The 26930-nt window shown below is 37.4% G+C and carries 15 protein-coding genes; 2 read left to right on the forward strand and 13 right to left on the reverse strand.

What is annotated here, in order from left to right; all coding sequences use genetic code 11:
* Nucleotides 1-2: 2 nt before the first annotated feature.
* The 3 genes from EV197_RS16395 to EV197_RS16405 form a co-directional block, all read right to left on the reverse strand.
* Entirely contained in the window at nt 3-3707 is a 3705-nt protein-coding gene (locus EV197_RS16395) for a VCBS domain-containing protein (protein WP_130287891.1), read from the reverse strand.
* A gap of 129 nt (nt 3708-3836) precedes the next feature.
* Nucleotides 3837-6572 carry a carboxypeptidase regulatory-like domain-containing protein gene (locus EV197_RS16400; protein WP_130287892.1) on the reverse strand — a complete coding sequence of 912 codons (2736 nt, stop codon included), beginning with the start codon at nt 6570-6572 and terminating at the stop codon, nt 3837-3839.
* Nucleotides 6573-6613: 41 nt separating this feature from the next.
* Nucleotides 6614-7438 carry a GLPGLI family protein gene (locus EV197_RS16405; RefSeq protein WP_130287893.1) on the reverse strand — a complete coding sequence of 275 codons (825 nt, stop codon included), beginning with the start codon at nt 7436-7438 and terminating at the stop codon, nt 6614-6616.
* Between the two features lie 284 nt (nt 7439-7722).
* Between EV197_RS16405 and EV197_RS16410 the strand changes: the two genes are divergently transcribed.
* Together EV197_RS16410 and EV197_RS16415 are read left to right on the forward strand one after the other, a co-directional pair.
* A complete protein-coding gene (locus EV197_RS16410) occupies nt 7723-8991 on the forward strand; it encodes a T9SS type A sorting domain-containing protein (protein WP_130287894.1) in 1269 nt (422 codons plus the stop codon).
* Nucleotides 8992-9315: 324 nt separating this feature from the next.
* Nucleotides 9316-11493: a TonB-dependent receptor gene (locus EV197_RS16415; RefSeq protein ID WP_130287895.1), complete on the forward strand. Its 2178-nt coding sequence runs from the start codon at nt 9316-9318 to the stop codon at nt 11491-11493.
* Nucleotides 11494-11513: 20 nt separating this feature from the next.
* Here the strand turns inward: EV197_RS16415 and EV197_RS16420 are convergent, their stop codons facing one another.
* From EV197_RS16420 to EV197_RS16465, 10 genes are all read right to left on the reverse strand, one after another.
* A complete protein-coding gene (locus EV197_RS16420) occupies nt 11514-13271 on the reverse strand; it encodes a hypothetical protein (RefSeq protein WP_130287896.1) in 1758 nt (585 codons plus the stop codon).
* The gene (locus EV197_RS16425; protein ID WP_130287897.1) at nt 13264-15471 is read right to left on the reverse strand and encodes a tryptophan-rich sensory protein; all 2208 of its coding nucleotides are present in this window, start codon (nt 15469-15471) and stop codon (nt 13264-13266) included. The genes EV197_RS16420 and EV197_RS16425 overlap by 8 nt, the downstream gene beginning before the upstream one ends.
* A gap of 4 nt (nt 15472-15475) precedes the next feature.
* The gene (locus EV197_RS16430) at nt 15476-16765 is read right to left on the reverse strand and encodes a BatA domain-containing protein (RefSeq protein ID WP_130287898.1); all 1290 of its coding nucleotides are present in this window, start codon (nt 16763-16765) and stop codon (nt 15476-15478) included.
* A complete protein-coding gene (locus EV197_RS16435) occupies nt 16765-17664 on the reverse strand; it encodes a DUF58 domain-containing protein (protein ID WP_130287899.1) in 900 nt (299 codons plus the stop codon). Before EV197_RS16435 ends, EV197_RS16430 begins: the two co-directional genes overlap by 1 nt.
* The gene (locus EV197_RS16440; protein ID WP_130287900.1) at nt 17665-18666 is read right to left on the reverse strand and encodes an AAA family ATPase; all 1002 of its coding nucleotides are present in this window, start codon (nt 18664-18666) and stop codon (nt 17665-17667) included. It abuts the gene before it with no gap.
* 10 nt (nt 18667-18676) lie between these two features.
* Nucleotides 18677-19297 (reverse strand): DUF4159 domain-containing protein, encoded by a 621-nt coding sequence (locus tag EV197_RS16445; RefSeq protein ID WP_130287901.1) that lies wholly within the window; start codon nt 19295-19297, stop codon nt 18677-18679.
* 76 nt (nt 19298-19373) lie between these two features.
* Nucleotides 19374-20690, reverse strand: coding sequence for a TldD/PmbA family protein (locus EV197_RS16450; protein ID WP_130287902.1), 1317 nt, complete (start codon nt 20688-20690; stop codon nt 19374-19376).
* 29 nt (nt 20691-20719) lie between these two features.
* Complete coding sequence (locus EV197_RS16455; protein ID WP_130287903.1) at nt 20720-22360, reverse strand: TldD/PmbA family protein; 1641 nt, start codon at nt 22358-22360, stop codon at nt 20720-20722.
* A gap of 493 nt (nt 22361-22853) precedes the next feature.
* A complete protein-coding gene (locus EV197_RS16460) occupies nt 22854-23969 on the reverse strand; it encodes a M57 family metalloprotease (protein ID WP_130287904.1) in 1116 nt (371 codons plus the stop codon).
* Nucleotides 23970-24179: 210 nt separating this feature from the next.
* Nucleotides 24180-26930 (reverse strand): T9SS type A sorting domain-containing protein (locus EV197_RS16465; protein ID WP_130287905.1); only part of this gene is annotated, 2751 nt, incomplete at its 5' end.

The raw sequence follows: 26930 nt of genomic DNA on the forward strand, positions 1-26930 counted from the left end.
TATTATCTTAAAATCATTAGGTAACCTTTTCTAGCGTTCTTATTTGGAATCTCTATAACGTAATAATATGCGCCATCAGGAAGATTAGCTCCACCACTTCCAGTACCAGACCAGGTATTATCGTAGTTCTCTTGCTCAAAAACTACGGTTCCATATCTGTTAAAAATGGTAACCTTATTATTAGCAACATTATTAATTCCAGGAATAATCCAAGCATCATTAACTCCATCTCCATTAGGAGTATATGCGGTTGGTACAGTAATTTCAACCTGCTCACAAGCGTCTCCTACCCCATCATTGTTCTCATCTGCCTGATCTCTGTTTGCAGTATCTCTACAATTGTCGCAAAGATCTCCTATACCGTCTCCATCGGCATCAGCCTGATCCGCGTTTGCTGTAGAAGGACAATTATCACTATTATCACCGATACCATCACCATCTGTATCCTCCCACTCACTAGCATCAAAAGGAAAAGCATCACAAACAAATCCATCACCATCTAAATCATCAGGATCATATTCTACACCCGGTGGACAATCAGAAGCCCCCGTTATAGTTATCGTTATTTGTTGTTCTGTACCATCGCCACTTACTATTGTAATTACATCCTGTAGGCTTTCACCTGGATCTAATTCATTTACTGTAGTATTTGAATTATCCAAAGTATAACTCCAACTACCTGATGCATTTATAGAAAATGTCCCGTAACTCGCACCACTTACAGGAGTAGTATTGATGGTTGGGTTATCCTGATCATCTAAATCAGAGATCGAAAGCTGTCCTGTAATTGGTGTTGTAGAATTTTCTACAACCTCACCAACAATATCCCCATTAAACACATTTGGATTGTCGTTAATACGATTTATAGTGATTGTTACCTGAGCTTGCGTAGAAGAATTGGGCCCGTCTGAAGCAGTAACTCCAACATTTAGACTTGTAAGATCAACACCCACATCTGAATTAATAGCAGCAACACCTGCAGATGTTAATGTTACATTTCCGTTATCATCGATAACAAAATAGCCATCCGCATTGCCAGAAGAAATATCATAACTTAATAAATCCTGATCATCTAAATCTGAAGCCATAAACGTAGCTACTATTTCACCCACACTTATAGCTTCTTCTGTTATCGCAGACCCTGCTGCAGTATCAATGGAAGGTGGATTATCACTTACACGATTAATCGTTACTGTTACCTGAGCTTCTGATGAAGAATCGGTACCGTCAAATGCAATAGCACCTATGACTAAACTTAAAAGGTCAACTCCTACATCTGAATTTATTGCTGAAACACCTGTTGATGTTAAGGTTACATTACCATTATTATCGATAGTAAAATAGCTATCTTCATTTCCTGTAGTGATGCTAAATGTAATTGTATCTGAAGCATCTGGGTCATTTGCAGAAAATATCCCTACTACATCTCCAACGCTTAATGATTCTTCAACGATGGTAAGACCTAATTCTGGCAGTATTGTTGGTGGTGTATTGCCGTCGGTAGTACCATTAATATTGACTGTTATCTGTCGTTGAGTACCATCATCACTTTCTATAGTAATTACATCTTCCAAGGTATCACCATCATTAAGAGCATCTACTGAAGCATTAGTATCATCTAAGTCATAGCTCCAATTGCCTAATGGATCAATGCTAAAAGTTCCATATGTCGCGTTTACAACAGGTGTTGTACTAAAATTATCCTCACCAGTATCTGGATCTGTTATGGTTAATGCCTCATTAATAACAGCTCCTGAATCTTCAGTTACTGTTCCACTAGACACTCCTCCTATTACGGCTGCATCATTTGCTCCAGTTATATTTATTGTAATCTGCTGTTGGGTATCATCTGTAGATGCCACGGTTATTACATCTTGAAGAGATGCTCCTAATGGTAGCGCATTAACCGTTGAGTTGGTATCATCTAAATCGTAAGACCAATTTCCTGAAGCATCGATGCTAAAAGTTCCATACACCGCATTTATAACAGGTGTTGTATTAAAATTATCCTCACCAGTATCTGGATCTGTTATGGTTAATGCATCATTAATAACAGCTCCTGAATCTTCAGTTGTTGCTCCACTAGTCACTCCTGCAATTAGGGCTGCATCATTTGCTCCAGTTATATTTATTGTAATCTGTTGTTGAGTGCCATCAGTAGAGGCTACGGTTATTACATCTTGTAGCGGTGCTCCTTCTGATAAAGCATTAACTGTTGAGTTAGTATCATCTAAATCGTAAGACCAATTTCCTGTAGCATCTATAATAAAAGTTCCATATAAAGCGTTTATTACAGGTGTCGTATTAAAATTATCCTCACCAGTATCTGGGTCTGATATAGTTAATGCTTCATTAATAACAGCTCCTGTATCTTCAGTTACTGCTCCACTAGTTACTCCTCCTATTGTAGCAGGTGTATTAACCGCATTTACTGTAATTGTAAAGGTTTGATTGGCAGAAGTATCTATTCCTCCATTAGCAGTCCCGCCATTGTCTGATAAATTCAAAGTAACTGTAGCTACTCCGTCAGCAGAAGGTGTATAGGTCAAAATTCCTGAAGCATCAACTGCTGGTTGTACACTAAAAATCGCATTATTATCATTACTCACATTGAATGTTAACGTTTGAGAATTCTCATTAGAAGGTCCTGCACTAATCGCAGTGGCCCAACCATTTACTGTTTGTGCTCCAGCATTTTCATCTACGAACTGATCAGCTCCTATTGTAAAAGAAGGAGCATCGTTAACTGCAATGATATCAAACATCACTGTTGCAGTGTTAGAATCCACTGTCCCGTCATTAGAAGTAATCGCTATTGACCCGGCATTGTTTCCATTAAAATCTGAAATTGGAGAAAATATTGCCGCATCCAAAGCAAAATTGATATCGGTCAACGATCCCTGTGCAGTAAAATTAGAACTCCCGTTACCGCCACCTCCAAAAGTTATACCTGTTGTTCCCAAGGTGACTGCCCCACCGGTTACAAGAATGGTTACGGTTTGTGTATCTCCCGGATCAACGTCTGATACTTGTATGTTATCTGCTAGTGTGGTGTTAACATCTTCTAATACTGAAGGTGGTGAAGGTGCTGTTACAACCGGTGCACTGTTCCCTCCTCCCCCTGAAACAATATCAAATTGAAAGGTATCAAAGGTCCCGAAGTAATCTGTATCCGTAATAATTCGCACTTCATCCACATCGCCAAAAACACTATTAGGAAAATCAGATGGAGAATATGCATTGACATTTCCTGCGAGTAATGTTAGCGTCACAGATCCTGTAGAAGCTCCATCTTTGAAACCTTCTACATTCACATTTAAATCTGCACCAAAAGAAAACTCAGCGGCATCAAAGCCCTGAAAATCAAATTCTGTTCCATCATTTGATGTAATTGATACTCCACGCCAAGCGGTTGAAATCGGGTCGGTTGTTATCGATAGACCTTCCTCGAATCCAGGGATACCCGAGGTATTGTAAAATAAATCAGCGTTTGTTGCTATGCCTGAAGCATTGATCGCAATGATATCGATTTGAACGCCGGTAATATCTGTAGAGCCTCCTTCACCATCAATAGCTACTGGACCCAGATTTGTATTATCAGCAGTATCAAAATTTATTGTCTCAGGGCCTGTTATCTGACTATAACTCAGCGTAAGACCTGACAAAAAAGTTAATAACACTAATACTAGAGAATAATTTTTTACCATATTTATAAAATTACATTGTAGATTTGGTTTAATAACAAACAAAGAAACAAAAAATCATCGTTAAAATACAACAACAATCCATATAAAACTTTTTTGATTACAAAAATACTTAATTAAGTAAGTGTTAACTTACAAATTATACCGTAATCTAAAGGTGAGAAATCGCGGCTGAATAAAAGTTTGTGTTAAGGACACAAAAAGATTGGTAGCACTGTTATTGACTCTAGCATCGATGTCTAAAATGTTAGTGGCTTTGATTTCGTACTCCCATTTAGCATCACGATCTTTTTTGTAGGACAACGAAGCATTCCAAGTTTGAAAAGAATCGGCCTCCCCTCCTTCTCTTCTCTGTTCTGTATAGGTATAATCCGTAATAAAGGTGAAGGATTTAAAAATATAGGCGTCAAAATCAATGGAGGGTGCGTGAGTATAAAAGGTGGTCTCGTTGGATCCCTGATTGTTATTAGCGATGGCATAATTATATCGAACGCTTATATTAGGAGCGGTCTTAAAATTAGTACGTAACCCTGGAGTATAACTTTGTGTAAAACCTTCGTTTACTGATCTTCGCCCTTGTATGAACTGGTTTATCTTGGTATAGGATAAATTGGTGTTCAATGTCGCTCTGATTTTACCAAATGTACGTTGTACCCTACCGAAAGCGGACACACTTTCGTCCGCAAAAGCGGAGTTAAAAAAAGTACTGGTCCGTATTACATTTTCAAAATTGGTAAGCCCTCGTATTTGATCTATGTTTTTGACGTAAGCTACTCTTGCAAATACATTGGTATAATTGAACAGGTTAAAACTAGAATAAAAAAGACTTACGTTATGCGATAGTGCATTTTGCAACTCAGGTTCCCCGAACTGTATATTATTAAAGTTATTGATGACCAATCCCTGAGCCAAGCGAGTTACATCCGTAAATTGATTGCGCATATCATATCTAAACGTTAGGCTTTCATTTTTCTTAAACTGAATACGGGTTTCAAAATCAGGTAATACTCGAAAAAAATTGTCTTTAAATTCCTGCCCAAACTGCATGTTTTTATTTCCATATGCGTGTATGGAAGCTCCGGGGGTTATGATAAATATTCCGGCTTTAAACCGGTAATGTATACCAGCATACAAGTCGCTAAAATTGTATTCGGTATCATTGACTGCCAAACCATCATTAATTATTGGTGTCGGGTCAAATTGATTATTAGCGTCTAAAAATTGAAAGAGTCTTGAATCAAAGCGTTGCTGACTCAAAATAGTACCAAATGTAAGATTCAAATTACTTTTGGCATTGATAATATAAAAATAATCCAATTTAGCATCCAATTGATTCGATTTGATACGACGATCCTGACCTAAATTGTAGTTGTTCAAACTTTGATCTAAGCCTAAGGCTTCTGCAGTGGTATCATAGGGATCTTTATCATTAGGATCTGTTTCATTGTTATTGGTTGGATCATTCGCCAAAACAGCATTGTAAAATGGGTCTTCATCTTTCAACAAATGTTGTACTTCTAAGGCAAAAATATTATCCTCATCAAGGGTATAATAATAATTTAAACTTTGATTAATACTAAAAGGGGTTGCGTCCTCGGCCTCCAAAGAATTTCCGATTACTGAAGAAGTAAAATTTTGGTTTTGAATATCCTTTGAAACACGACCCAAAATATCATAATCGATTTGATTATTCACATTGGGTTTATAGGATGCACTTAATTTTAATAATCCCTGATCTGATCGTTCTTGCGTGCGTTGTTCTGTTGCTTCATCAGGTATGCCAAGATCCGCATCCGTATATTCCACAAAATTAGTCTGCCGAGATGTTAGACGATTGACATTAAAAATAGCAAAACCACTTAGATCTAAAGCCTTAGTCGGAGAATAACTAAAATTCGCTGCTCCCAATTGATTTTCAATTTCTACTGCATTGTTTTGGTTGGTAATAAAGTTTAGGCTATTGTCTCCTAAATTGATAGTGGTACCACTACTTCTACTAGGGGCTCTAAAGCCACCGCCAAAATTTCGTATATCTCTACGAGAAAGTGCAATTTCTCCTGTGTTATTAAAATCTCCTATAAAATTGATGGTATATTTAGGACTGTAGTAAAACAGTTTGGGTTGGGCCAGGTATAAGTTTTCATTTGGAGAGGCTCCTCCTCCTACGGTGACATTACCAAACCAAAAGTTTTCTTTGCCTTCTTTTAGTTTAATATTGAGTGCCACATTATCTTGATTATTAGTGACACTGCGCAATTGGCCAACCTCAGCATAATTACGAAGCACCTGGACTTTGTCTACTGCATTTGAAGGAATATTTTTGGTGGCTACCTTGGTATCTCCATCAAAAAAATCCTTTCCATTAACCATTAATTTATTCACCACTTTACCTTCGACCTCGACTTGTCCGTTTTCATTGATTTCTACTCCAGGTAAATTTTCAAGCACATCTTCTAACTTACGTTCCGTACCGGTATTAAAAGAGTCAGCGTTGTAAATTAAAGTATCCCCTTTAACCGTTACAGGCATTTCATAGGTCAATTCTACAGCGTCTAAGGTATTTTCTAATTCTAAGGTGATGTTTTTAGTAATATCGCTTTCTTTAACCGAAATGACTTCTTCATAGGGTTGCATCCCCACATAATTTGCGGTAAGCTTAAAGGTGGTATTTTTTTTCAGGTTTAAAACATATTTTCCATTTTGATCCGTTGCGGAATAGGCTTCAAGAATATTCGTTTCTTGATTAATAGCCACCACATTGGCTAATTCTAATGGATTGTTTAAACTGTCTTTGACGACCCCTTGTACTTTGATTTGTGCGAAAATACTATTGGAAATCAATAGTATCAAAATGGTAAGTATTCTCATTAATTAGCGTAGTGCATTTGTTTTTTATTCAACTATTTGGATTACCTACCTGGTCTTCGTCTTCCTCGATTTTCTCGCATTTCCTGCATTTTTGCAGTGATAATCTCCTTGTATTCTTCTTTAGTTACCTCTTTTCCACGTTTTGGAGCTTCGATTTCAATTTTTTCATCCGGATTCATCACAACCTTAAAGCATAGCATAGTGGTATTACCGACATTTACTTCCAAAATTAAACCTGGAAGACCATAATACTCGGATGGACCATTACTTACCGGAATCTGCAAAGTGTACCAAGCTGTAATCTCGGTCACAGGGACCTCATCTGGTGCTTCTTCGTTTGTAGCTGCTCTTAACTCACTCCAACTAAATTCATACCAGGACAACTGCTCTGAAGGAATAGTAGCAGTTGCTTTATAACAAGTATATCCTCCTATTTGTTTAGTTTCTGCCCCCATCGTCCATTGAATCGGAATGAGTGCATCTTGTACCAAAAACACCTTGCCATAAAACTCTTGGTTTTGGACTAGCGTCTTTGATTTTATGTTTTTATACTGTTCTCCAGGCGAAAAATTTTTACCCCAAGAATCAGTGGCTCCTGACAAAGCATCAACATCTAATTTTTCATCTTCTTTATAGACCGATTCCTCTTTATTAAAAGTTAAGATATAGGTTTTCTCTAATCGATTTTTGAGGCGAGCCATCACTTGCTTTTTTTGAGCTTCACTCAACCTGGCACCCCAGCGACCTAGCTCCATAGTTGATTTTGAATAGTAATATGCCTTTCCTTGAAAATCCTGAGCTTTGACACTCCAAGCGGTAAAAAATACTAAGATACCAATGCCAAAACTAACCCATTGTGTTTTCATTTGTGTAAATTTTTGTTTAACGAATATACATTAATACTCAACAAACAAATGTTTTTTATTAAAACATTAACGGTATAATAACTTTTGAAAATAAGCCCCATAAATTACTGAAAATAAAGAAACTAAAATTATTCATCATCCATTTTGATTAAGACTAGCTAGTATTAGACTCGTTGATGCCTAAAAGGTTTAACATAAAATATTGGAATATGGGGGTAGGGATATCCTAAAGTACTTCGTCATATAAATGTAATCCGCAATACAAATATTGATAATAGAACATTATGACTTATAAAATTACACCTTCCTTTTTCATTGGCTGTTTTCTCTTCGTGGTAACTAATACCAGCTTTGCTCAACTTAGTAACCGATCCTATATATTTGGACATAGCTTAGTCAATCACAGCGCTGATCAGACTACTCAAAATCGCAGTAATATCCCTGATTGGTTACATTTATTAGCAGAACAAGCGGGAAATGATTACGCTGTTGATGGGCAATTTAACTTTTTACCTTTTCAACAATTGCCACCTATTTATCATTGGAGTTTTATCGATGCCCAAAGGGCCAGAACAGATGAATCCAATACTGATTTTGGTAGTATCGATTACGATAATGTCATTGTGACTTTAGCCAATTTTATACAACCCTCCTCTGCACCTTCAGACAATGCGTTTTGCGACCAACAATATATCAATAACTGTAATGAAGACCCTAACGCCCTAAGCTCTGTTGAGGCAGTAGTAAGAATCTTAGATTTTGCACGACAAGAAGAACCTACTATTGATTTTTACATTTACGAAAACTGGCCCGAATTTTACGGCACCTTTCCTCCTACTTCAGATGAAGAAGAAGCCACTGAATTTGGAGCATTTTATGATTATACTCGAGGGGATTTTCATAATTGGTGGATTGATCTGCAGGACGAAGTTCTTGCAGCTAGACCAGATTCTAACGTTAAATTAATACCTGTAGGACCTATATTGGCAGATTTATTTTCGGACACCGGTATCCTAGCGGATATTCCTGCTGCCACTTTGTACGAAGATGCTGCCCCACACGGTTATCCGGTAGTGTATTTTTTAACCGCACTTATACATTATTCCGTATTATATGGAGAGCAACCACCAGCCGACTTTCAATTTCCTGATGAAAACTTAGCTGCGCCTATTCGGATTCCAGATTTGGTAAAAAACAACTACAATACTATTGTAAGTTATATATGGGACCGATTACAGGACTACACCTTTGCTAGCGGAGAAAGTAGAGTTTTTGTTAATGACCCCACCTTATCTGTTGATGAACTGAGCTTACAACAAGAAAAGATTTTATTATATCCAAATCCGGGTTCTGAGCGTTTTATGCTAAGGGTGCCACAAAATACAGCTTTTCCCATATCATTACATATCGTAAATACCTTAGGGCAATTAGTTGAAAATATTTCAATTACCGATCCTCAATTAACCGAATTTCGTTTTAATAAAAAGGGAACGTTTTTTGTTAATGTACAGGGAGAACAGTTTTCGGACACCATTAAAATGGTAGTGCAGTAAAACAAGCAACCTAGCTACATCATAGAAGCAATTTCATAAAGCTAACTGACGATAACTTTAATCCACTAAGGCTAGACAATAGCAGCAATGGAAAATAGGGATCTCTGGTTAGCTTTTTTACTATATTATATGATCCATACTTATAATGTGCATTCACTTTCCATCGTATACAATCTCTTAGCCTTGTAGTACTCTTTTTTTTAGGTAATACCGTTATATTTGCCCTATGGAACTTTTAATACCTTGTATTACTTTCCAATGCGTGTCGCTTATCTGGTTGCTTTGCACAGGTGATATTGTAATCCATGGTAAAAACAAATAACAATGAAAATTAATATAGTAAGCTTTTGGCTTATAATTTCTTGTATCACCCTAGCTAATGCGCAACAAAATCAACTTAAAATTAAGGTAGTTGCGGAGACTACCCAATCTCCTTTACCTGGAGCTTCTGTAGTTATTGAAAATACCAATCAAGGAGGTATGACAACTATGGATGGGTGGGTAACATTTGACCAATTAGCAACCAAAGAATATACCTTTGTCATATCATTTCTTGGATATCAAACAGTAGAAAAAATTATCCAAGTCAAAGGAAATCAAGAAGTAGTTATTTCCTTAAAACAGGATACAGATGCTTTAGAAACTATTGTTATACAAACCAACCGAAGTACACGAACTATCAAGAAAATTCCAACAAGAATTGAATTTATTGGTGGCGAAGAATTGATGGAGAAGAATATGATGAATTCCACCAATATCTCTATGGTACTTAGGGAAAGTACGGGTATTCAAATGCAACAAACCTCGTTGAGTAGCGGCAATTCTAATATTCGTATACAGGGACTGGATGGTAGATATACCCAATTACTGAGAGATGGTTTTCCGCTATATGGAGGATTCTCTAGTGGCTTAAGTATTATGCAAATACCTCCTTTAGATATCAAGCAATTTGAAATCATCAAAGGAAGCTCCTCTACACTTTATGGCGGTGGAGCCATTGCCGGACTTGTCAATCTGGTGTCCAAAACCCCAGAAGAAGATCCTGAATTAGATCTAATGTTTACCCAAACCCAGGCACTCGGAAGTACTGCAAATGTTTTTTATAGTGAACGAAACAACAAATTTGGTTGGACACTTTACGGATCTGGAAATTATCAAAAAGCCTATGATCCGGATGATGATAATTTTAGCAACTTACCCGAAACCACTTCGGTGAGTTTTAATCCGAAGCTTTTTTACTATCCCTCAGAAAAAACCACGTTTTGGATAGGCCTCAACGGAACCTATGATCAAAGAACGGGGGGTGATATGACTGCTATAGCGGATTCGAGTGCTGATTTATATACAGAAAAAAACACATCTAAAAGAGTTAGCTCTCAATTAGCCTTTACTACAAAAATTGATTCGTTGAAATCGGTAACTATTAAAAATAGCGTTTCCTATTTTGATAGAGCGCTGGAGCTACCTGACTTAAACTTTATCGGCACCCAATGGAATTCTTTCAGCGAAGTCAATTATAACAGCAATGGTAGAAACACAGACTGGGTACTAGGAGCAAACGTATACACCACCTCTTTTAACGAAGAGTCAACGTCTATTGAAAGAGATCAACAAGATATTACCTATGGAGCCTTTGTCAATTCAATTGCTGATTTATCCGAACAGTGGATTTTAGAAGCAGGTTTGAGAACAGATTATGCAGAGGACTGGGGATTATTTGCCCTACCTAGACTATCACTACTTTTTAAAAACGACAAAGGATTTTCGAGTAGAATTGGAGGAGGATTAGGATATAAAATACCTACCTTATTTACAGAAGCCGCAGAATCCATTTTTTACAGAAATGTGCTGCCGATTGATAAAAATATATTGGAAGCAGAGCAATCTTTTGGCGGCAATCTCGATTTCAATTATCAAACCATGCTTTTTGAAACCATTGGTCTCAGCTTCAATCAATTATTTTATGTAACGGCTATCAAAAATGCATTGCTTTTAAATAGTGTTGGTGACGATCAATTACAATTTGAAAATGCTATCGACAACATTGTAAGTAAAGGAGCAGAAACGAATATCAAGTTTAGTTATAAAGACTTTAGATGGTTTTTAAACTATGCCCTTATAGATACGCGACTGACCTATTTGCCCGGGAATCCTCAAAAACCGCTAACCGCAAGACATAATGCCGGTAGTGTTGTTATGTATGAATCCGAAAAATGGAGATTTGGATTTGAAACCTATTATATAGGCGAGCAGGTACTTTCCAACGGAAATGAAACTACAGATTATGTATTGATGGGATTATTAGGGGTTAGAAATTTTGATTGGGGAAGTATATATATGAATTTTGAAAACTTTACGGATCGTAGACAAACCCGCTTTACGCCTTTAGTACTTCCTCCAAGAGATAATCCTACCTTTACTGAAATTTATGCTCCTGCTGAAGGTTTTATCCTAAGTTTAGGAATCATTATCAAACCTTTTGGCAACGAGGGACATCACTAGTTTTAACTTATTAGAATGTATTAAGAGTTCAGTTTAGGCGCTAACCAAAGGTAACCCAACCCTATCATCGCTATGCCGAATAGCCATAGCAGATTGACAGGTCGCTTTTGGTTGGTTTGCTTTGTTTGGGCTGTAGCTTGATTAAAGTACCTACTATTTGCCTGGCGTGTCTGATAATGATCAAGTGTTTGCCAGTAGTGTGTATCTGATACATAAAAACTAAAGGTGGCTAGTGTATCTTTCGTAAAGTATAACTGCTGCCAGCCTGGTTCCTTAGGATAAAGAACACCCTTCCATTTTTCTTCAATGACCAGGTCGTTTCGTAAAGGAATATAATATCCCTTATCACTCCGTAGTTCTTGATTGTTTTTGGCATAGACCGTAAATTCAAAAGGTTCATCCGGGTATGCAAGTATTTTGCTGGTTTCAAAATCCGCAGCACTTTGTTTTCTTTTGGCTAAAGTGCTCAATATGGAAGACCATAACTCTTGATAAGCATCATCTTTACCAACCAATTGCAGCGTATAACTTGAAGCTATTAGAGAGGTACCCACCCTACCTTTTTGCCAGGCCTTAAAGGCAACAACTGGTTCATTGTTGATAGTGGTTATTATGGGGTAAATAGTATTTGTATTAGCAAAAACTTTTTTAAACTTTTCGACTTCAACCTTTTGAGTAGTGATAGCAAGCTCTGCTTTAGATGTACTGTGGTTTACCCACTTAAATCCGCCAAAATTATCACTACTATTCACCATATAATCATCAGGTTGTATGAATAGGCCTAATCCGTTTTGCGTTATTTGAGTTTTAATCAACTCTTGAGCAGTTTGACCTAAATTTAAAAAGGCTCGATAATCAGCAATAACAAGGTCTATATCCTCTAAAAAAGTAGGATCTTGATACGCTACAGGGACTTTGGGAGTATTAAGGAATTCATACTTAAATTTAGCCTTTGTAATTTTAGTTCTAAGTAAAACCTGATGTCCCTCTGCCGCCAAATAATTTTTTAAGTAACGTGTTTCAAAGGAAGGGGCACTATTAAGAATCAAGATTTTGAGTGCATTAGGTTCTTCCACCCTAAGGGGTAAAACATCAGTGTTTATTAAATTCCCTATACTATCTTTTTCTTCTATCGTAAATAAATAGTTACCTACCACTTTTGGTTTGGCGCTGAGCTCAATTAAGGTATCCTTGGTTTCTGAGAACACCACAGAATCCAACGCTATCCCGGTTTGATCTTTCAATACCAATTTTGATTGCAGCTTTGGCTGAAGATAAAGTCCTTTGAACTTTAGTCTTTTTCCTAAAGCTACCTTATTATCATACTTCAGTTTTATAATACCTTTTAAAGGCTTACCCGGTAAAAAAACCACAGCATGCTTTTGTAATTTCCAAAAATCGTGTGTTGCAATTCCGTCGCCTAATAGAAAAACTGTATCTGAACTGAGCGATTGCAAACTGCTTTCTTCCTCGGGATCATATTGTATAATTTTCGCTTTTCTATGTCTTTTTTTAAGGCTATCTAGGACTTGTTCATTATAATTTGAGGTTAGTACAATTACTTTTTTGTTATTTTTAGGTGAGCTCGTTTTTTGAGGTTGAAGCGCGGCAATACTTAATACAAGTATTACTACCATACCTATTATACTATTAAGTATCCAATACTTTTTGTTTGCAGTTTTATATTCCTTATACACGAAAAGTATCCCTAATAGCAAACCTGCTATTAGCACAGACCACAACCAATCTCCGTTAGCAAAAGAATAGCTACTATTCATCAAAATCAAGTTCTTTTAATAGTAATTCATCGATGGTTTTATAATATACATTTTGCTGATCTATGGCTGGTTCAGCCTGCGGTATTACCTGCAAGAGATCTTTATGAATTTTATCGATCGCTACAGTTTTAAATGATTTTGTATCCAAACTATTTTTTAAGCGTTGAAGCGTACTCAAATATTTACCGGGATTACGGATAGCTTCTTCCGCCAATTCATCAGCTGCTTTTTCTACTACATTAAAATCAAATTTTACCTCTTCTTTAGTATCTTTTTGTTGTAATAGATTGATCAATTTTTTGATGTACACGTATTTTTCATCCTTCGTCAAATTTTGTTGTTCTCGTTTTGTTTTGATATCCTCTAGCTCTCCTGTAAGTCGCTTTTCCTCTTTAATCGGTGGTGGATCAAAACCAATACGGTGAACATAGATCCTAGCACTATTTTTAATTTCTTTTATCAATTTTAGCGCACGGTATTGATAGGGTAATGACTTTTGTGGCTGATATAGTCTTAAATATAGTTCAGCATCCCACATTTCATTAAGCGCTTGTCGTAGTTTACTCTTTAAGGATTGGGTAAACAATGTCGATTCCTCAGGATCATCATGGTTATGCAAATATTCGGACAAAGGATCATCCGCTGAATTTTCGGTTTCATCGCTATGGTTTTCTTCGTGATGGGCGTGTCCTTCCTCGTGATCGTGGTCGTGGGTATAAGCAGCTAGCGGATCTTCCTTACTTTTTTCTGAGGCATCAGGCGTTTCAGACTCTGTGATTTCCACTCCCGGACCGTATTCGGCCTCATCTCCCATAAACTCTCCGTATTTTAAACGAAGTACCTTTTGATCGTATCCTAATTCGTTGCTTTTTGATTTGAACTCTTTGGTGGTAAGCTTAGCTTTAGATGCTATTAATTTTTCGGTATCAATAATAATCTGGCGTTGACTTCTAAAATACTCGGGCATCAGGTCAACCCCCATCGTGCCCTGAACCGCAAATTGATCCCTAACCGTATCTCTAATCACAGCAAAATAGGTTTCACTACGCGTATAATTGGGTGTTGGTTTTTTAGTATCCACGGCTTCCACATAAAAATACAATTCATCCCCAGGTGTCATTTTTAGGGCTTCTAATTCAATTCTTTTATTGAGATCGAGTTGTTTTGCATATTTAGAGACAGGAGTTGAAAACCGAAGTTTCTCTTCTCTAAATTTAACGGATTCACCAGATCCCTTGCTCACCGTGGCGATAATATAGGCATCCTCGATTCCGTAATCGTCTTTAAGTTCAGCTTGTAACTCAATAATTTTGGTATCTGTATAGTCAAATTGTGTATACTCCTCTAGATTCTTAAGCGTTACCACGGGCGGATTATCCTGATAAACTTCAATAGCAAAAAGATCCGACACATATTCTAAACCTAATCTATAGAATTTAAAACTATAAAACCCAGATTTATCTATCGAAGTACCATAGGTATAACTTTCATTTTGCAACTGAAATTTTCGACGCCTATCTAGTCGTTCTATAAATACAGAATCAATAGACTGATCAAATTGTAGCCTCCAGCTAAGTTTAGACCCTTCTAAAACCTTGCAGTTCATAGTTGACGATAATGTCGCCTTTTTGTTGGTGTAGTTAGGGTAAACAATGCGCAAGGATTGTTCTATAATTTTAGGAGCACGAATTTCTTTGGACAGCGTATCTGTAGGTTGTAAAGTTATACGGTTTTCTTCTGTTTGTTGAGTTGTATTCGTAGTCCTTAGTTGTATTCCAGAAGCCACTAACAGTGCCACGATCAGCGATGTAAAAACTAAAACTCCAAAAAGCTTCCATATCGTTTTATACGGAAAAATAGTTGTGATCCGTTGCCGTACAATTTTGACCGTTTTCGATTTTTGAATTCTTGCAAGATCTGATAATTCTGAATCCTTTACCAGTAATAAATCAGCACTATAATGAATAGCTTCAACTTTAGTATTTATGTAGTGTACCGATTTTTGATCATTATATTGCCAGGGTTTAATAATCCATAGAGTGATTAAAAGAGAGCCTATTAATATCAAAGAAATAATGATTGGCGGAACAGCCAAAACATACAGTAGGATGGGTAAAGCTATGGGGTAACTAACAGCTTCAAGCCATTTTAAAAACCGCCATTTCAAAGCAAAATTATGTACCATCGCTGCTTCACTCATCACGCTACTGTTTTTTATACATTGCTAAGATCCGTTCTACCATGAAAATTACTACAATAGCTAGCCAAAACCAAGAAGACAAACTCAAGGTATCAATCATTTGGTAGTTTTTATTCAATTTTCGATGCTTCGATTCGGGTTTAAATTGTTCCTGATCCAAGCTGCGCTGATCCATATTAGATACTAAAGGTTCAATTGCTTCATATGGGTGTAACAAGGTCGCTATTTGGGTTGCGAAATTTTTATCAATACTGTTTTCTTTAGTTAACGCGGCTGTTAGGTAATACCTATTTGGCTGATGAGATGCCTCGATAATCAAATTCGCTAGTGGATCTGGTTTAAAAATTAAAACCGGAATGGAGTCCATCGCTGGCGCGGCAGTTTGATCTAGCCAAATTAGTAAATCGCAATTTGATATAGCATCACTTTCTTTATTAATATTTGAAATATCAATAATGCTACTGGTATAAGTCGCTATAGCTTTGAGACTAGCTTTTATAAATTTAACCTGACTTTGTAAACTATCTGAAGCATGAATGTTAACGATAAGCTTATCTCTCTTCAATAAGGGCAACGCTTTGTTATTCAACTGCAAGCTATCTTTACCAAATTCCTTGAGCTCCTTTTTTTGAAGTTTTGATTTTTGAAATTGTAAATTATGATTACGTAGAATTGCCTTCCAAGCTACAAACTCTTCTTCTTGTTGCATCACAGCAAAGGTTTCACTACTGGAAGCTTTTTTGGGATCGATTTTAATCCAATTTATTTTTTTAGATAATTCCGGACGTTTACCTTTAATTCCTGTCACTAAACCTTTGCTGAGTACTATGATACTATCTGTTGGCAACTGGTTTAGTTTTGGTACTACTTGCCAATAATCAGGAGGATGTACATCTAAAACAGCGACATCCACTGAACTATCATACCGAGGTAAGTCGGGCTGTAATAACCTAACATCATAGTTTGATTCAGCAGCCGTAATTATGTTATTCACACCCTGATCATTAAGTAAAGAAGGTTCAATGATGTATGTAAGTGTCAATCGTTCTTTATTGCCTTGTATGACCGGTTGTGCTATGGCTAGCACGATCAATCCAACTATTAATAACCTAAGCAGTAACAGAAGAAGTTCATTTAACTGTATGCTACTTGCTCTTTTTGTTTCTGAGGCTTGCAGGTTTTGAATACTTCCTATTTTTATCACCTTTCCTTCTTTTTTGCTCCACAAATGAATGATGATAGGTACTGCCAAACCTAACAACCCCCATAAATATGTAGGAAACAAAAATTGCATTAGTGTAATCTATTACGTTGTTTAACAAAATGATGAATTACCTCAGAGATATTATCATCTAATGAAATGGTGTGATAACCGATTGCCCGATCAGCTAGCTCTTTTTTGTGTAATGCTATAGATTTTTCCCAGTTTTTGACGTACTGCTGGCGAGATGCATTGGCATCCACTTTAATTCGCTTACCGGTTTCTAAATCTTCAAAAGTTACCACCCCTTGATATCCTAAATTCTGTTCTTTTTTTGATATTAAATGCAACACTAAAACTTCATTTCTTAGTGTTTTGAGCTCCTTTAAAAACTTACTCAACTCCCCATGTTCTTGATACATATCGGTAATAAAGAAAATAAGTTCTTTTTTCCCTCTTGAATGTAGCGTAGCGCTGGCAGAAGATTCTTTTGGCCAAATGCCTTCACTAGTAATGGTAAGCAAGGCCTGAAGAAACCTGTTGTAATGTTGCTTATTAATTTTGGGATACAACTTAATTTCAGATGTATTGTTTAATGCATAAACCCCTATTTCATCACCTTGTTTATTTGACAAGTAACCCAAGGTTGCCGCTAAAACCTTAGCATACTCTAATTTACTAATCTCATTTTCTTTAAAGGACATGGAAGCACTAGCATCGATAATGAACTTTACCACTACATTAGAATCCTGTTCTGCTTGTTTAATATAGTATCGCGTAGATCTGGCCAGCATTTTCCAATCCAAAAGTCTCAAATCATCCCCTGGTTCATAATTTCGATACTGGCTAAACTCCATACCTGAAGCTGTTTTTTTACTATGATGAATCCCCGAATAAAAACGATCTACTATGACCCTAGCGATTAGGGCTAATCCGGATACACTATTTATAATATCCGGTACAAGTAGCGATTTGTAATTGTTGGAGTTCACTTATGCGGTTAATTGAGTTGAATTTAAGATCTGGGTAGTTACATCATCAGCAGTAATCCCTTCTGCTTCGGCTCTAAAATTGATAATAATTCTATGGCGTAATACTGGGTACGCTACTTCTTTAATATCTGTTGGTAGTACTGAAGTTCTACCGCTCAGTAAAGCCTTGGCTTTTGCGGTTACAATCATGGCCTGACCCGCTCTAGGACCAGCACCCCACTCTACCCAGTTTTTCACATAATCGTTTGTGGTACTATCTGGCCGTGTCGCCCTAACTACATTACTTACATACTGTACTAATTCATCGCTTATCGGAACTTCTTTTACCAAGTTTTGCAGTCGAATTATTTCCTCCCCTGTAATTACCCTATTAATTTCTTTTTTCTGGATTCCGGTAGTAGCTTTTAAGATTTCTATTTCTTCGGTCGCTGTGGGATACTTCACCTTTATATATAGTAAAAAACGGTCTTGCTGTGCTTCGGGTAGCACAAAAGTACCTGATTGTTCGATCGGATTTTGGGTAGCTAAAATGAAAAAGGGCTTGTCTAATTCATAGGTTTGATTGGCATAAGTCACCTCAAACTCCTGCATGGCTTCAAGTAGTGCTGCCTGTGTTTTAGGAGGTGTTCTATTGATTTCATCCGCTAAGATTATATTCGAAAAAATAGGACCTTTGTTAAAGGCAAAGAATTTCTTTCCTGTAGTATGATCTTCTTCCAAAATTTCGGTACCAATAATATCAGAAGGCATTAAATCTGGAGTAAATTGTATCCGTTTAAATTTAAGATCTATAGCTTGCGCTAAGGTCCTAATCATTAGGGTTTTTGCTAATCCAGGAACGCCCTCTAATAAGGCATGTCCTCCTGCCAAAAAAGTAATTAGCAATTGATCGACGATCGCCTCTTGCCCTATGATAATTTTACCAATCTCCATTTTTAGCTGGCTTAGCTTGTCAACCAAACTATTAACTTCTTGTTCTATACTTTTTAAATCTTTGCTCATATTCAATTACTTATGACATCATCGCATACATTACGATATTGACCCCAAATCGTGTATTATCAATTTTATACCATCGTTTATTTCTAAAATCATAATCCCACTCGCATCCATAGTCTTTATTACTAAATAGTACTCCGATCCTTCCATCAACCTCTATAGCTTTTAGATAATCATGTACCAAATCATCTCCCCACCCATTGAGCTCCTGAGAAGTGGTAGGTGGCCCATCTTCAAATTCAAAAAATGAAGTATATATTTCGTGATTATTCGGAATTTTTTTTAACTCATCTTTACCAAAGATTTCGTCCATCTGTCTCACAAAAGATTTGGAAAATAATCCGTCTATATCGTGATTACAATCATCCACAAAAACAAATCCACCATTGTTGACATAAGCTTTGAAATTTTCTTTTTCCTTTTTTGTAAACTGTACTAATTTATGCCCTGATAAATAACAAAAAGGACTTTTAAAAATTTCATCGCTGCTTAAAGGAATAATCTTTTCTTGGGTATCAACAGGTAGGGTGGTATACTCCACTAAAGAGTTTAACAGATTGGATGGCATACGCTGATCTACATCCCAATCTCCTGACTCATACTGCAATCTGGTAAAAAAAAACTGACTATTCAATAGTATTTTAAACTAAAAACAAGCACACTTAGTCCTGCAGTTGCAAGACTAAGTGTGTTGAATATTGTTATGACTTCTAAACTGCGTCGGATAAACTTGTAAAGGTAAAGTCTCGTATTTTCATATACGGAACCAGGTTACCGTCAATCCTAACTTGCTTTCCTAATTTTTCTAGGTTATTAAGCATAATAATAGGACTCTCATTAAATCTGAAGTTCTTTACAGGGTGCTTAATCTTACCATTTTCGATATAAAACGTTCCATCTCTGGTCAGCCCAGTATATAGTAACGTTTGTGGGTCTACTCCTCTGATATACCATAATCGAGTTACTAAAATCCCTTTTTTGGTATCTTTAATTAAATCTTCCAAGGAAGCATCGCCACCTTCCATAATAAAGTTAGATGGAAAAGGAACCGGATTTACGCCTTTTTCTTTTGCCCAGTATCTACTATAGGCTAGATTCTTTACGGCGCCGTTTTCAATCCATTGCATCTTTTTAACCGGCTGTCCAGAACCATCCCAAGTACCTGTAGGAACCCGAGGATCCAGAGGGTCTGACCAAATATTGACACGTTCATCTACAATTTTTTCTCCTAATTTGGTTCCGCCTCCTTCTTTAGACATAAAGCTTCTTCCTTCATCTGCAGTACGTGCATCAAAGGCTCTACCCATATTACCTAATAGCCCTACGGACGCAGCGGGTTCCAAAATCACTGTATATTTTCCAGGCTCAATTGCCTTTGCCTTACTCGACATTATAGCCTTATCAATTGCCACTTTAGAAGCCTCTGCTGCATCAAATTGCGTAATATCGTTATAGTCTCTAGTTACCCAACCAGATCCAGTACCGTCTTTTGTACGCATGGTAACGGTAAAATCCATATTGGTGGACTTATTATAGGCAAACAATCCATTAGAATTTAGCATAGCGCTAAATCCAGCAGAATCATTAAAAAACCCAGCAGCGGTTACATCCTTTGCTGCGGCAGGATTAATACTCTTTGCCGCAACTTCCGCTCTATATTCTGGAGAGACGTTGGCTGTTGACTCCTTAAAGGTTAACGAGTCATCATAGGTTTGTGGTCCAAGTGGATCCATGAATTCTGGGCTTTCTGGTGAAAGCTTAGCCAACTCCTCCGCTCTGCGTACTACCTTTTCTAAGGATTTATCATCGAACTCATCTATAGTAGCTGTTCCTGATTTTTTTCCAAAATTTGATTGGACAACCAAAGTTTGGTTTGATCTATGTCCTGAAGTGGTTACTGTATTTCTGGCGTATCGAATATTACCACTTTCGCTTCCGCTCATATTGATCACACAACCATCAGCTTTAGAAAAACTGAGGGCTTTTTCCATGATCTGTTTCGCTTCTTCTTTTGTATATATTGCCATGATGTTTTTTAATTTGAAATGAACAAAAATTAAATTTTTCTTCCGGTGTTGATTACATTGACGCCATTAAAACGTGCTGTAGAACTACCATGTGAAACCGCACTTACCTGAGAAGGTTGCCCTTTACCGTCAAAGAATGATCCGAATAATCTATAATCACTCTCATCACATATCTTAACACAAGAATTCCAAAACTCCTGTGTATTTGACTGATAGGCTACATCATCAAGCATACCTACAATCTTTCCGTCTTTAATTTCATAAAAAACCGTTCCTCCAAATTGGAAATTATAACGCTGTTGATCAATAGAATACGATCCTCTACCAGCGATATAGATTCCTTTTTCTACATCTTTGATCATATCATCAATTGAATACTTTTCTTTTCCAGGTTCTAAGGAAACGTTTGGCATACGTTGAAACTGTACGTCATTCCAGCTTTGTGCATAACAACAACCGTGAGATTCATTTTGATCAATCATATGCACCTGATCTCTAATCGCTTGATAATTAACTAAAACTCCATCGCGTACCAAATCCCATTTCTTAGTTTTTACACCTTCATCATCATAACCTACAGCCCCTAAAGAACCAGGCTGTACTTTATCCGCAACTAGGTTAACGATATTACTACCGTATTCAAAATCTTTTGATTTCCATTTATCAAGGGTTGCGAAACTTGTTCCTGCATAGTTAGCTTCGTAGCCAAGAACTCTATCTAACTCCAGCGGATGTCCAACAGATTCATGAATCGTTAATCCTAAATGATTAGGCTCTAAAACGAGATCATATTTACCTGCTTCAACTGACTTAGCCGTTAACATTTGCTTGGCTTGCTTAGCAGCCATTGTAGCATCCTCAATGATATCATAGCTGTTACGATATAAGATTAAATCATCTGGTCCCTTAATCTTTTCACTAGCCAATCCATCCATATATTCATAACCCATTCCCATTGGCGCGCTTAAAGCCTGACGGGATTTGAACTTTCCTGTGGAACGATCAATAGCAGTCACCCCAAATGTTGGCCAAATACGATGAACATCCTGATCGATATAAGATCCTTCGGTAGAAGCAAAATACTTTTGCTCGTTGACCATAAATAGTGCCGAGTTTACAAAGTTAGCACCGTTCTGTTGAGCAGCTGCGTTGGCACTTAATAAAAGGTCTACTTTTTCTGATACTGGAACTTCTTTGAAATCCTTTTTAATTGGAGTTTTCCAGGTCACCTCACCGTGAGATTCTACGGGAGCCAATTTCACTTCTTCCTTTTGGATTTTAGCGTTGGCTTTAGCGATGGCTACTGCTTGATTGGTAGCTTTTTTAATACCGTCATCAGATACATTGTTGGTGGAGGCAAATCCCCAGGTACCGTTGGCTATAACACGAATACCAACTCCAAAAGATTCTGTATTGACAACATTTTGCACCTTATCCTCTCTAGTGAAAACATATTGATTTAAATACCTACCGATACGTACATCTGCATAAGAGGCTCCTAAGGATTTGGCTGTGTTTAATGCCACATCTGCTAAAGCCTTTTTGATAGCTACATCCATTCCTGGATCCAACAAGGCTTCTGCAGAAATATTATTTCCTAACAGTAATGAAGGCATCATTAACGCTCCTGCCCCCAAGCCTGCATATTGAACAAATTCTCTCCGTTTCATATTAGCTTGTAAATTTGATTGAGTGAATACTTAATTTATCAGATAAAGTCTTGATATAAATTCTTTACCTGCTCTAAAATAGAAAATAAATCTTATAATAATTATGGCTGGTGCTTACGAAAAAAGAGAAGCATTATGTTAAATGTTAGCTCAATACAAAAGTTAAACACTTTTCAAATAACTGAATAACAATGTTTTAAATCCATATTTGAAATAAATATGGAAGAATATACTATGAATTTAAAGGCGTGGATACTGCCTTATTTATCTGATTAAAGTTTTGTTAAACTTTGTAAATAAAATAATAAGAAATATATATATGAAGATGAATTGGTCTAAAAAAAATAGTTGGATTTTGGGTATAGCGGCACTAATTACAATAATAGGAATCGTTACAGGATGGTACCTTTTTATTTTTGTTGTACTTCCTCTTGGGTTATTTTTCAATAAAAGAAAATGAGCCTCCTATTCAAATAGGAGGCATACCATTAGTTTAATGATGGATGTCAATTCCATCTACTCTAGTTGAAAAATGATCCCTACTCACATCTCCATTAGGTTTGGTAATGGTGCAACGTACTCTAAAAGTGTTAGTTCGATGTGGTGCCAAATAACTTGTCATTTTAAACCTAACCGTAGTGTTACTACTGCTCGAATTTGGTAAACGCCCCCACGAAGAAGAATTTGGATACTTATATTCCCACTTGTAATTATAGCTTGAGTTTATGACATTTGTCGTATAGGTAACATAGCTAAATACATCTGCATAGTTTGTTCCAGAAATAGTATGCTCAAAATCATTTATAAAGGGTCCTACATATACTTTTTGTAAAGCTATTTTATCATAATAAGAAAACTGACCGTTGTCGTGAGCAATAGCAGGAGCCATTACTGATAAGGGATCATATATTGGAGTACCACTTATATGATCTCCATCATAGTTTGAACTATACTGTGCTCTATGATTTGCATCTTTAAAGGTATGTTCAAATCCCAGTGTATGACCCATTTCGTGTAATAACAATTCAATTTTAAGATTTAGCGATTGATTTTTTTGATTGGGGTGAATATGAATTTTAGATCCAGGCTTTCTGTAGGTTTTCAAATTACTATGAATGGTTTTTTGAGGCCATTCACCAAATCCTATGGTACCATTCAGATTTTTATATGAGATATAGGTATGAGCGCTACCAGTTACGTACGTATAATGTATTCTACATTCATTGATTTCATTGAATCTATTAATTGCTTGGCGCAAAGCTTCCATCCAATCTGGGCGCATATCTGCAGCCATAGCTATTCTAATTCTGTTATTGTATTCATTACTTACTCGACCTCCTTCAAAAGTGCTTTTATCCCTTAATGCTTGTTTTGAAATATTACCTTTTCCTGCTCTAGCATCCTCTAATATAGCTGAAATTGGAATCCCAATATCACCCTCGAGAATAACATATTCATCAGTGATGACTACTTTTTGAGGGTCTATATCATTCTCCTCTAATATTTTTATTAGATCTGTGTTTGCTTCTGTTAAGATGTCATCATCATAATGATCTGTTGAACAAGAGAACAAGGTAATTACGAATACTAATAAGCTGATTTTTTTCATTGTAAATAGATAAATTTATGTGAAGTTTATAATCACAAATCTATTCTTTACCTCTATTGCAAAACTCCCTGTATACAGTGAAACTTTCTTTTTTTTAACTAAGAAATATTTTGAAAATTATATTGATTAATGCGAATGAAAAAACCTGATCAAATGTATGTTTTGATCAGGTTTTTTCCTTTTTTTTTATTATATAAGGAACTTTAACGATTACTCTATCATCAGTTTCCTCACCTGGCTATGGCCTTGTGTTTCTAATAGTATAAAGTAAATACCCGAAGGTAGTCCGGAAAGATCATAATCCATTACATACTGATCTCGTCCTTGTTCTCTGCTTGATGCAACCTGACGGTTATTGATCATTGTAAAGATCTTGACACTTACCGGAAGTACCAGTGGTAGGGTAACATCAATACTAAACCTACCATCAGAGGTGGGATTAGGGTAAATGCTATAGTCTACCTTAATATCTGGTGTTGTATCGGGATTTGAATTGTTGTCATCTGGATCAAACTCTCGCTCCACCACTACAATTCGTTTGGTTTGAATGTCTGTACACAGACCACTCTCGATGTACAGGCTTACCTCGTACTCTCCGGGTTCATGGATCACCATTTCAGCATAGTTATCGTCTTGATAAACTTGGGTCGCTGCTTCTGGCAATTCCCAAACCACCCAATCCGGCTGTGGCTCACTGATATTAACCACCACAAACTGTTCACCTGCAAAAACCTGAGTCGAGGCGATAAAATCTGCCTGGATAGCATCCGTTGTAGTATCTATAAAAATAGTATCTGACGCGCTACATCCATTGCTGGCTACTACAGTTACTTCATAAATCCCAGCCGTGGCTACTTCGATAACAGCGTTTGTACTGGTAAATCCATTGGTGGATGTCCAACTGTAGGATACACCATCGGCTACTGTAGCATCTAAAGTAACGCTTTGGGCTGCACACAAGGTAATATCTTCACCCAACTCCAAGGCTATTGGTGCTGGGTTGGCTAGTGTAATGGTATCGGTAAGCTGACAACCCTTAGCGTCTGTAACCACAACCGTATACTCACCTGCACAACTATTGGTCAGGTCCTGGCTTGTATCTCCCGTGCTCCACTGGTAACTATAGGGTGGAGCTCCACCCTGAATCTCAATGTCAATCTGACCATCACAGCCTTCATAACAGGTTGGGATAGTGGTCCTATACGATAAACCTAATGGTTCTGGAACAGTGATAGCTACTTCGCCCTCTGTACTACATCCCCGTGCGTCGGTAACTATTACCTGGTAGCTCCCTGCTACTACTTCGGCTAAACTATGGGTTATCTCTCCTGTACTCCATCGGTATTGATATGGAGCCGTACCTCCGGTAACCAGCGCCTCTATAGTCCAATCTGCTCCGTCGCCACAATTGATATAATCTGTAGTAAATGCAATGGATAGTGCTTCAGGCTCCTGAAAACTAAAGATCGCACTACGTACCGTGGTTCCTACAGCATCAGTAACGGCTACAACATACAGCCCTACTCCTATACCTGATAATTGAGCACTTTGACTGGCTAATGGAGTGTTGGTCTGTGCATCATACCACTGGTATTCATAACCAATACTCGAGTTAAAGGGTACTCCTCCTGATACGATAGCCCTTAAGCTACCCGTATTGGTGTTTCCATTACAGGCGATTACGCTCTGCGCCTCAATACTAACTTCTAGTGCTGGTGGTTCATACAAATCAATGTCTGCTATAACCAACTCACATCCATTGGTATCCGTAACTACTAATCCGTATTGTTCTGATCCTACGTTATAGAGTATACTTGTGGTCGTAGCTAAAGGTTCGCCCTGCGTATCAAACCATTGGTATTGATATGGCGGTACGCCTCCGGTAACGGTAGCTTCAATAACACCGTCTCTTACACTACTTGAAGAAGGGTATTGTCTATCAATACTTACAAACAATGCTGGTTGTTGTGTGATTGTGATTGTTCTGGTAAGTGAACATAAGTTGGCATCCACCACAGTTATGCTATAGTCTCCTGCACGCAGCTGGTCCAGGTCTTCAGTATTTTCTCCATTACTCCAGTAATATTGATACGGTGGTACGCCTCCGCTAACAGTGATATCTATAGCTCCTTCTGGTTCGTTATAACACAAGATATCGGTTACTGATTCGGTCATCTCTAAGGCAGCGGGTTCTTCGACCACGTAGCTTGATTGAGCTTGATTACCATTAGCATCTGTTACTATTACCACATAAGTGCCTACCATTAGCGTTTCGGTAATGTATGAGGTATAAAGAATACTTTCTGGATCATTCTGTTCATACCACTGGTAACTATATCCTCTTACTCCTCCGCTCACTGTAACCTGCAGGGGAACCAAAGTCTGTTCTCCATAACATTGAATCTGCTGGGCTTCGGTTAACGGAATGATCGATGCGATCAGCTCCTCTGGCTGAGTCAGCTGTCTTGATATATTAGTAGTACAGCCTGCAGCATCGGTAACCACAAGTTCGTATGCCCCTATACTTAAATTCTCAATATCCTGTGTGGTAGCACTAAAGCTGGCATCCTCGGTATTACGCCACTGGTAACTATACGGGGGTGTACCGCCTTCAACATCTAAAGTGATACTTCCGTTTGCTGTCTGATAGCCCGTTAAATTCGTAGCTACCACATTGGTGATGGATAATGGTGCTTCGGGTTGAGTTAGTACCACCGGCTCCGATAGTGGGGTGGTACACAGGTTCTCATCAATGACCACTAGTTCATAAGTCCCAGCTGGTAAATTCTCCAAATCTTCTGTATCGGCTACAAAACTAGGATCGTCTTGTCTCGACCATCGGTAAGTGTAAGGATAATACGTTCCTGTATTAGGATCTATTGGACCTCCCGTTACATTTACCTGTATCGCCCCAGTAGCTTCTCCATAACAATTAATATCAATGGTACTAGCTAGCGTAGC

The organism is Aquimarina brevivitae (assembly GCF_004216895.1).
Taxonomy (GTDB): domain Bacteria; phylum Bacteroidota; class Bacteroidia; order Flavobacteriales; family Flavobacteriaceae; genus Aquimarina; species Aquimarina brevivitae.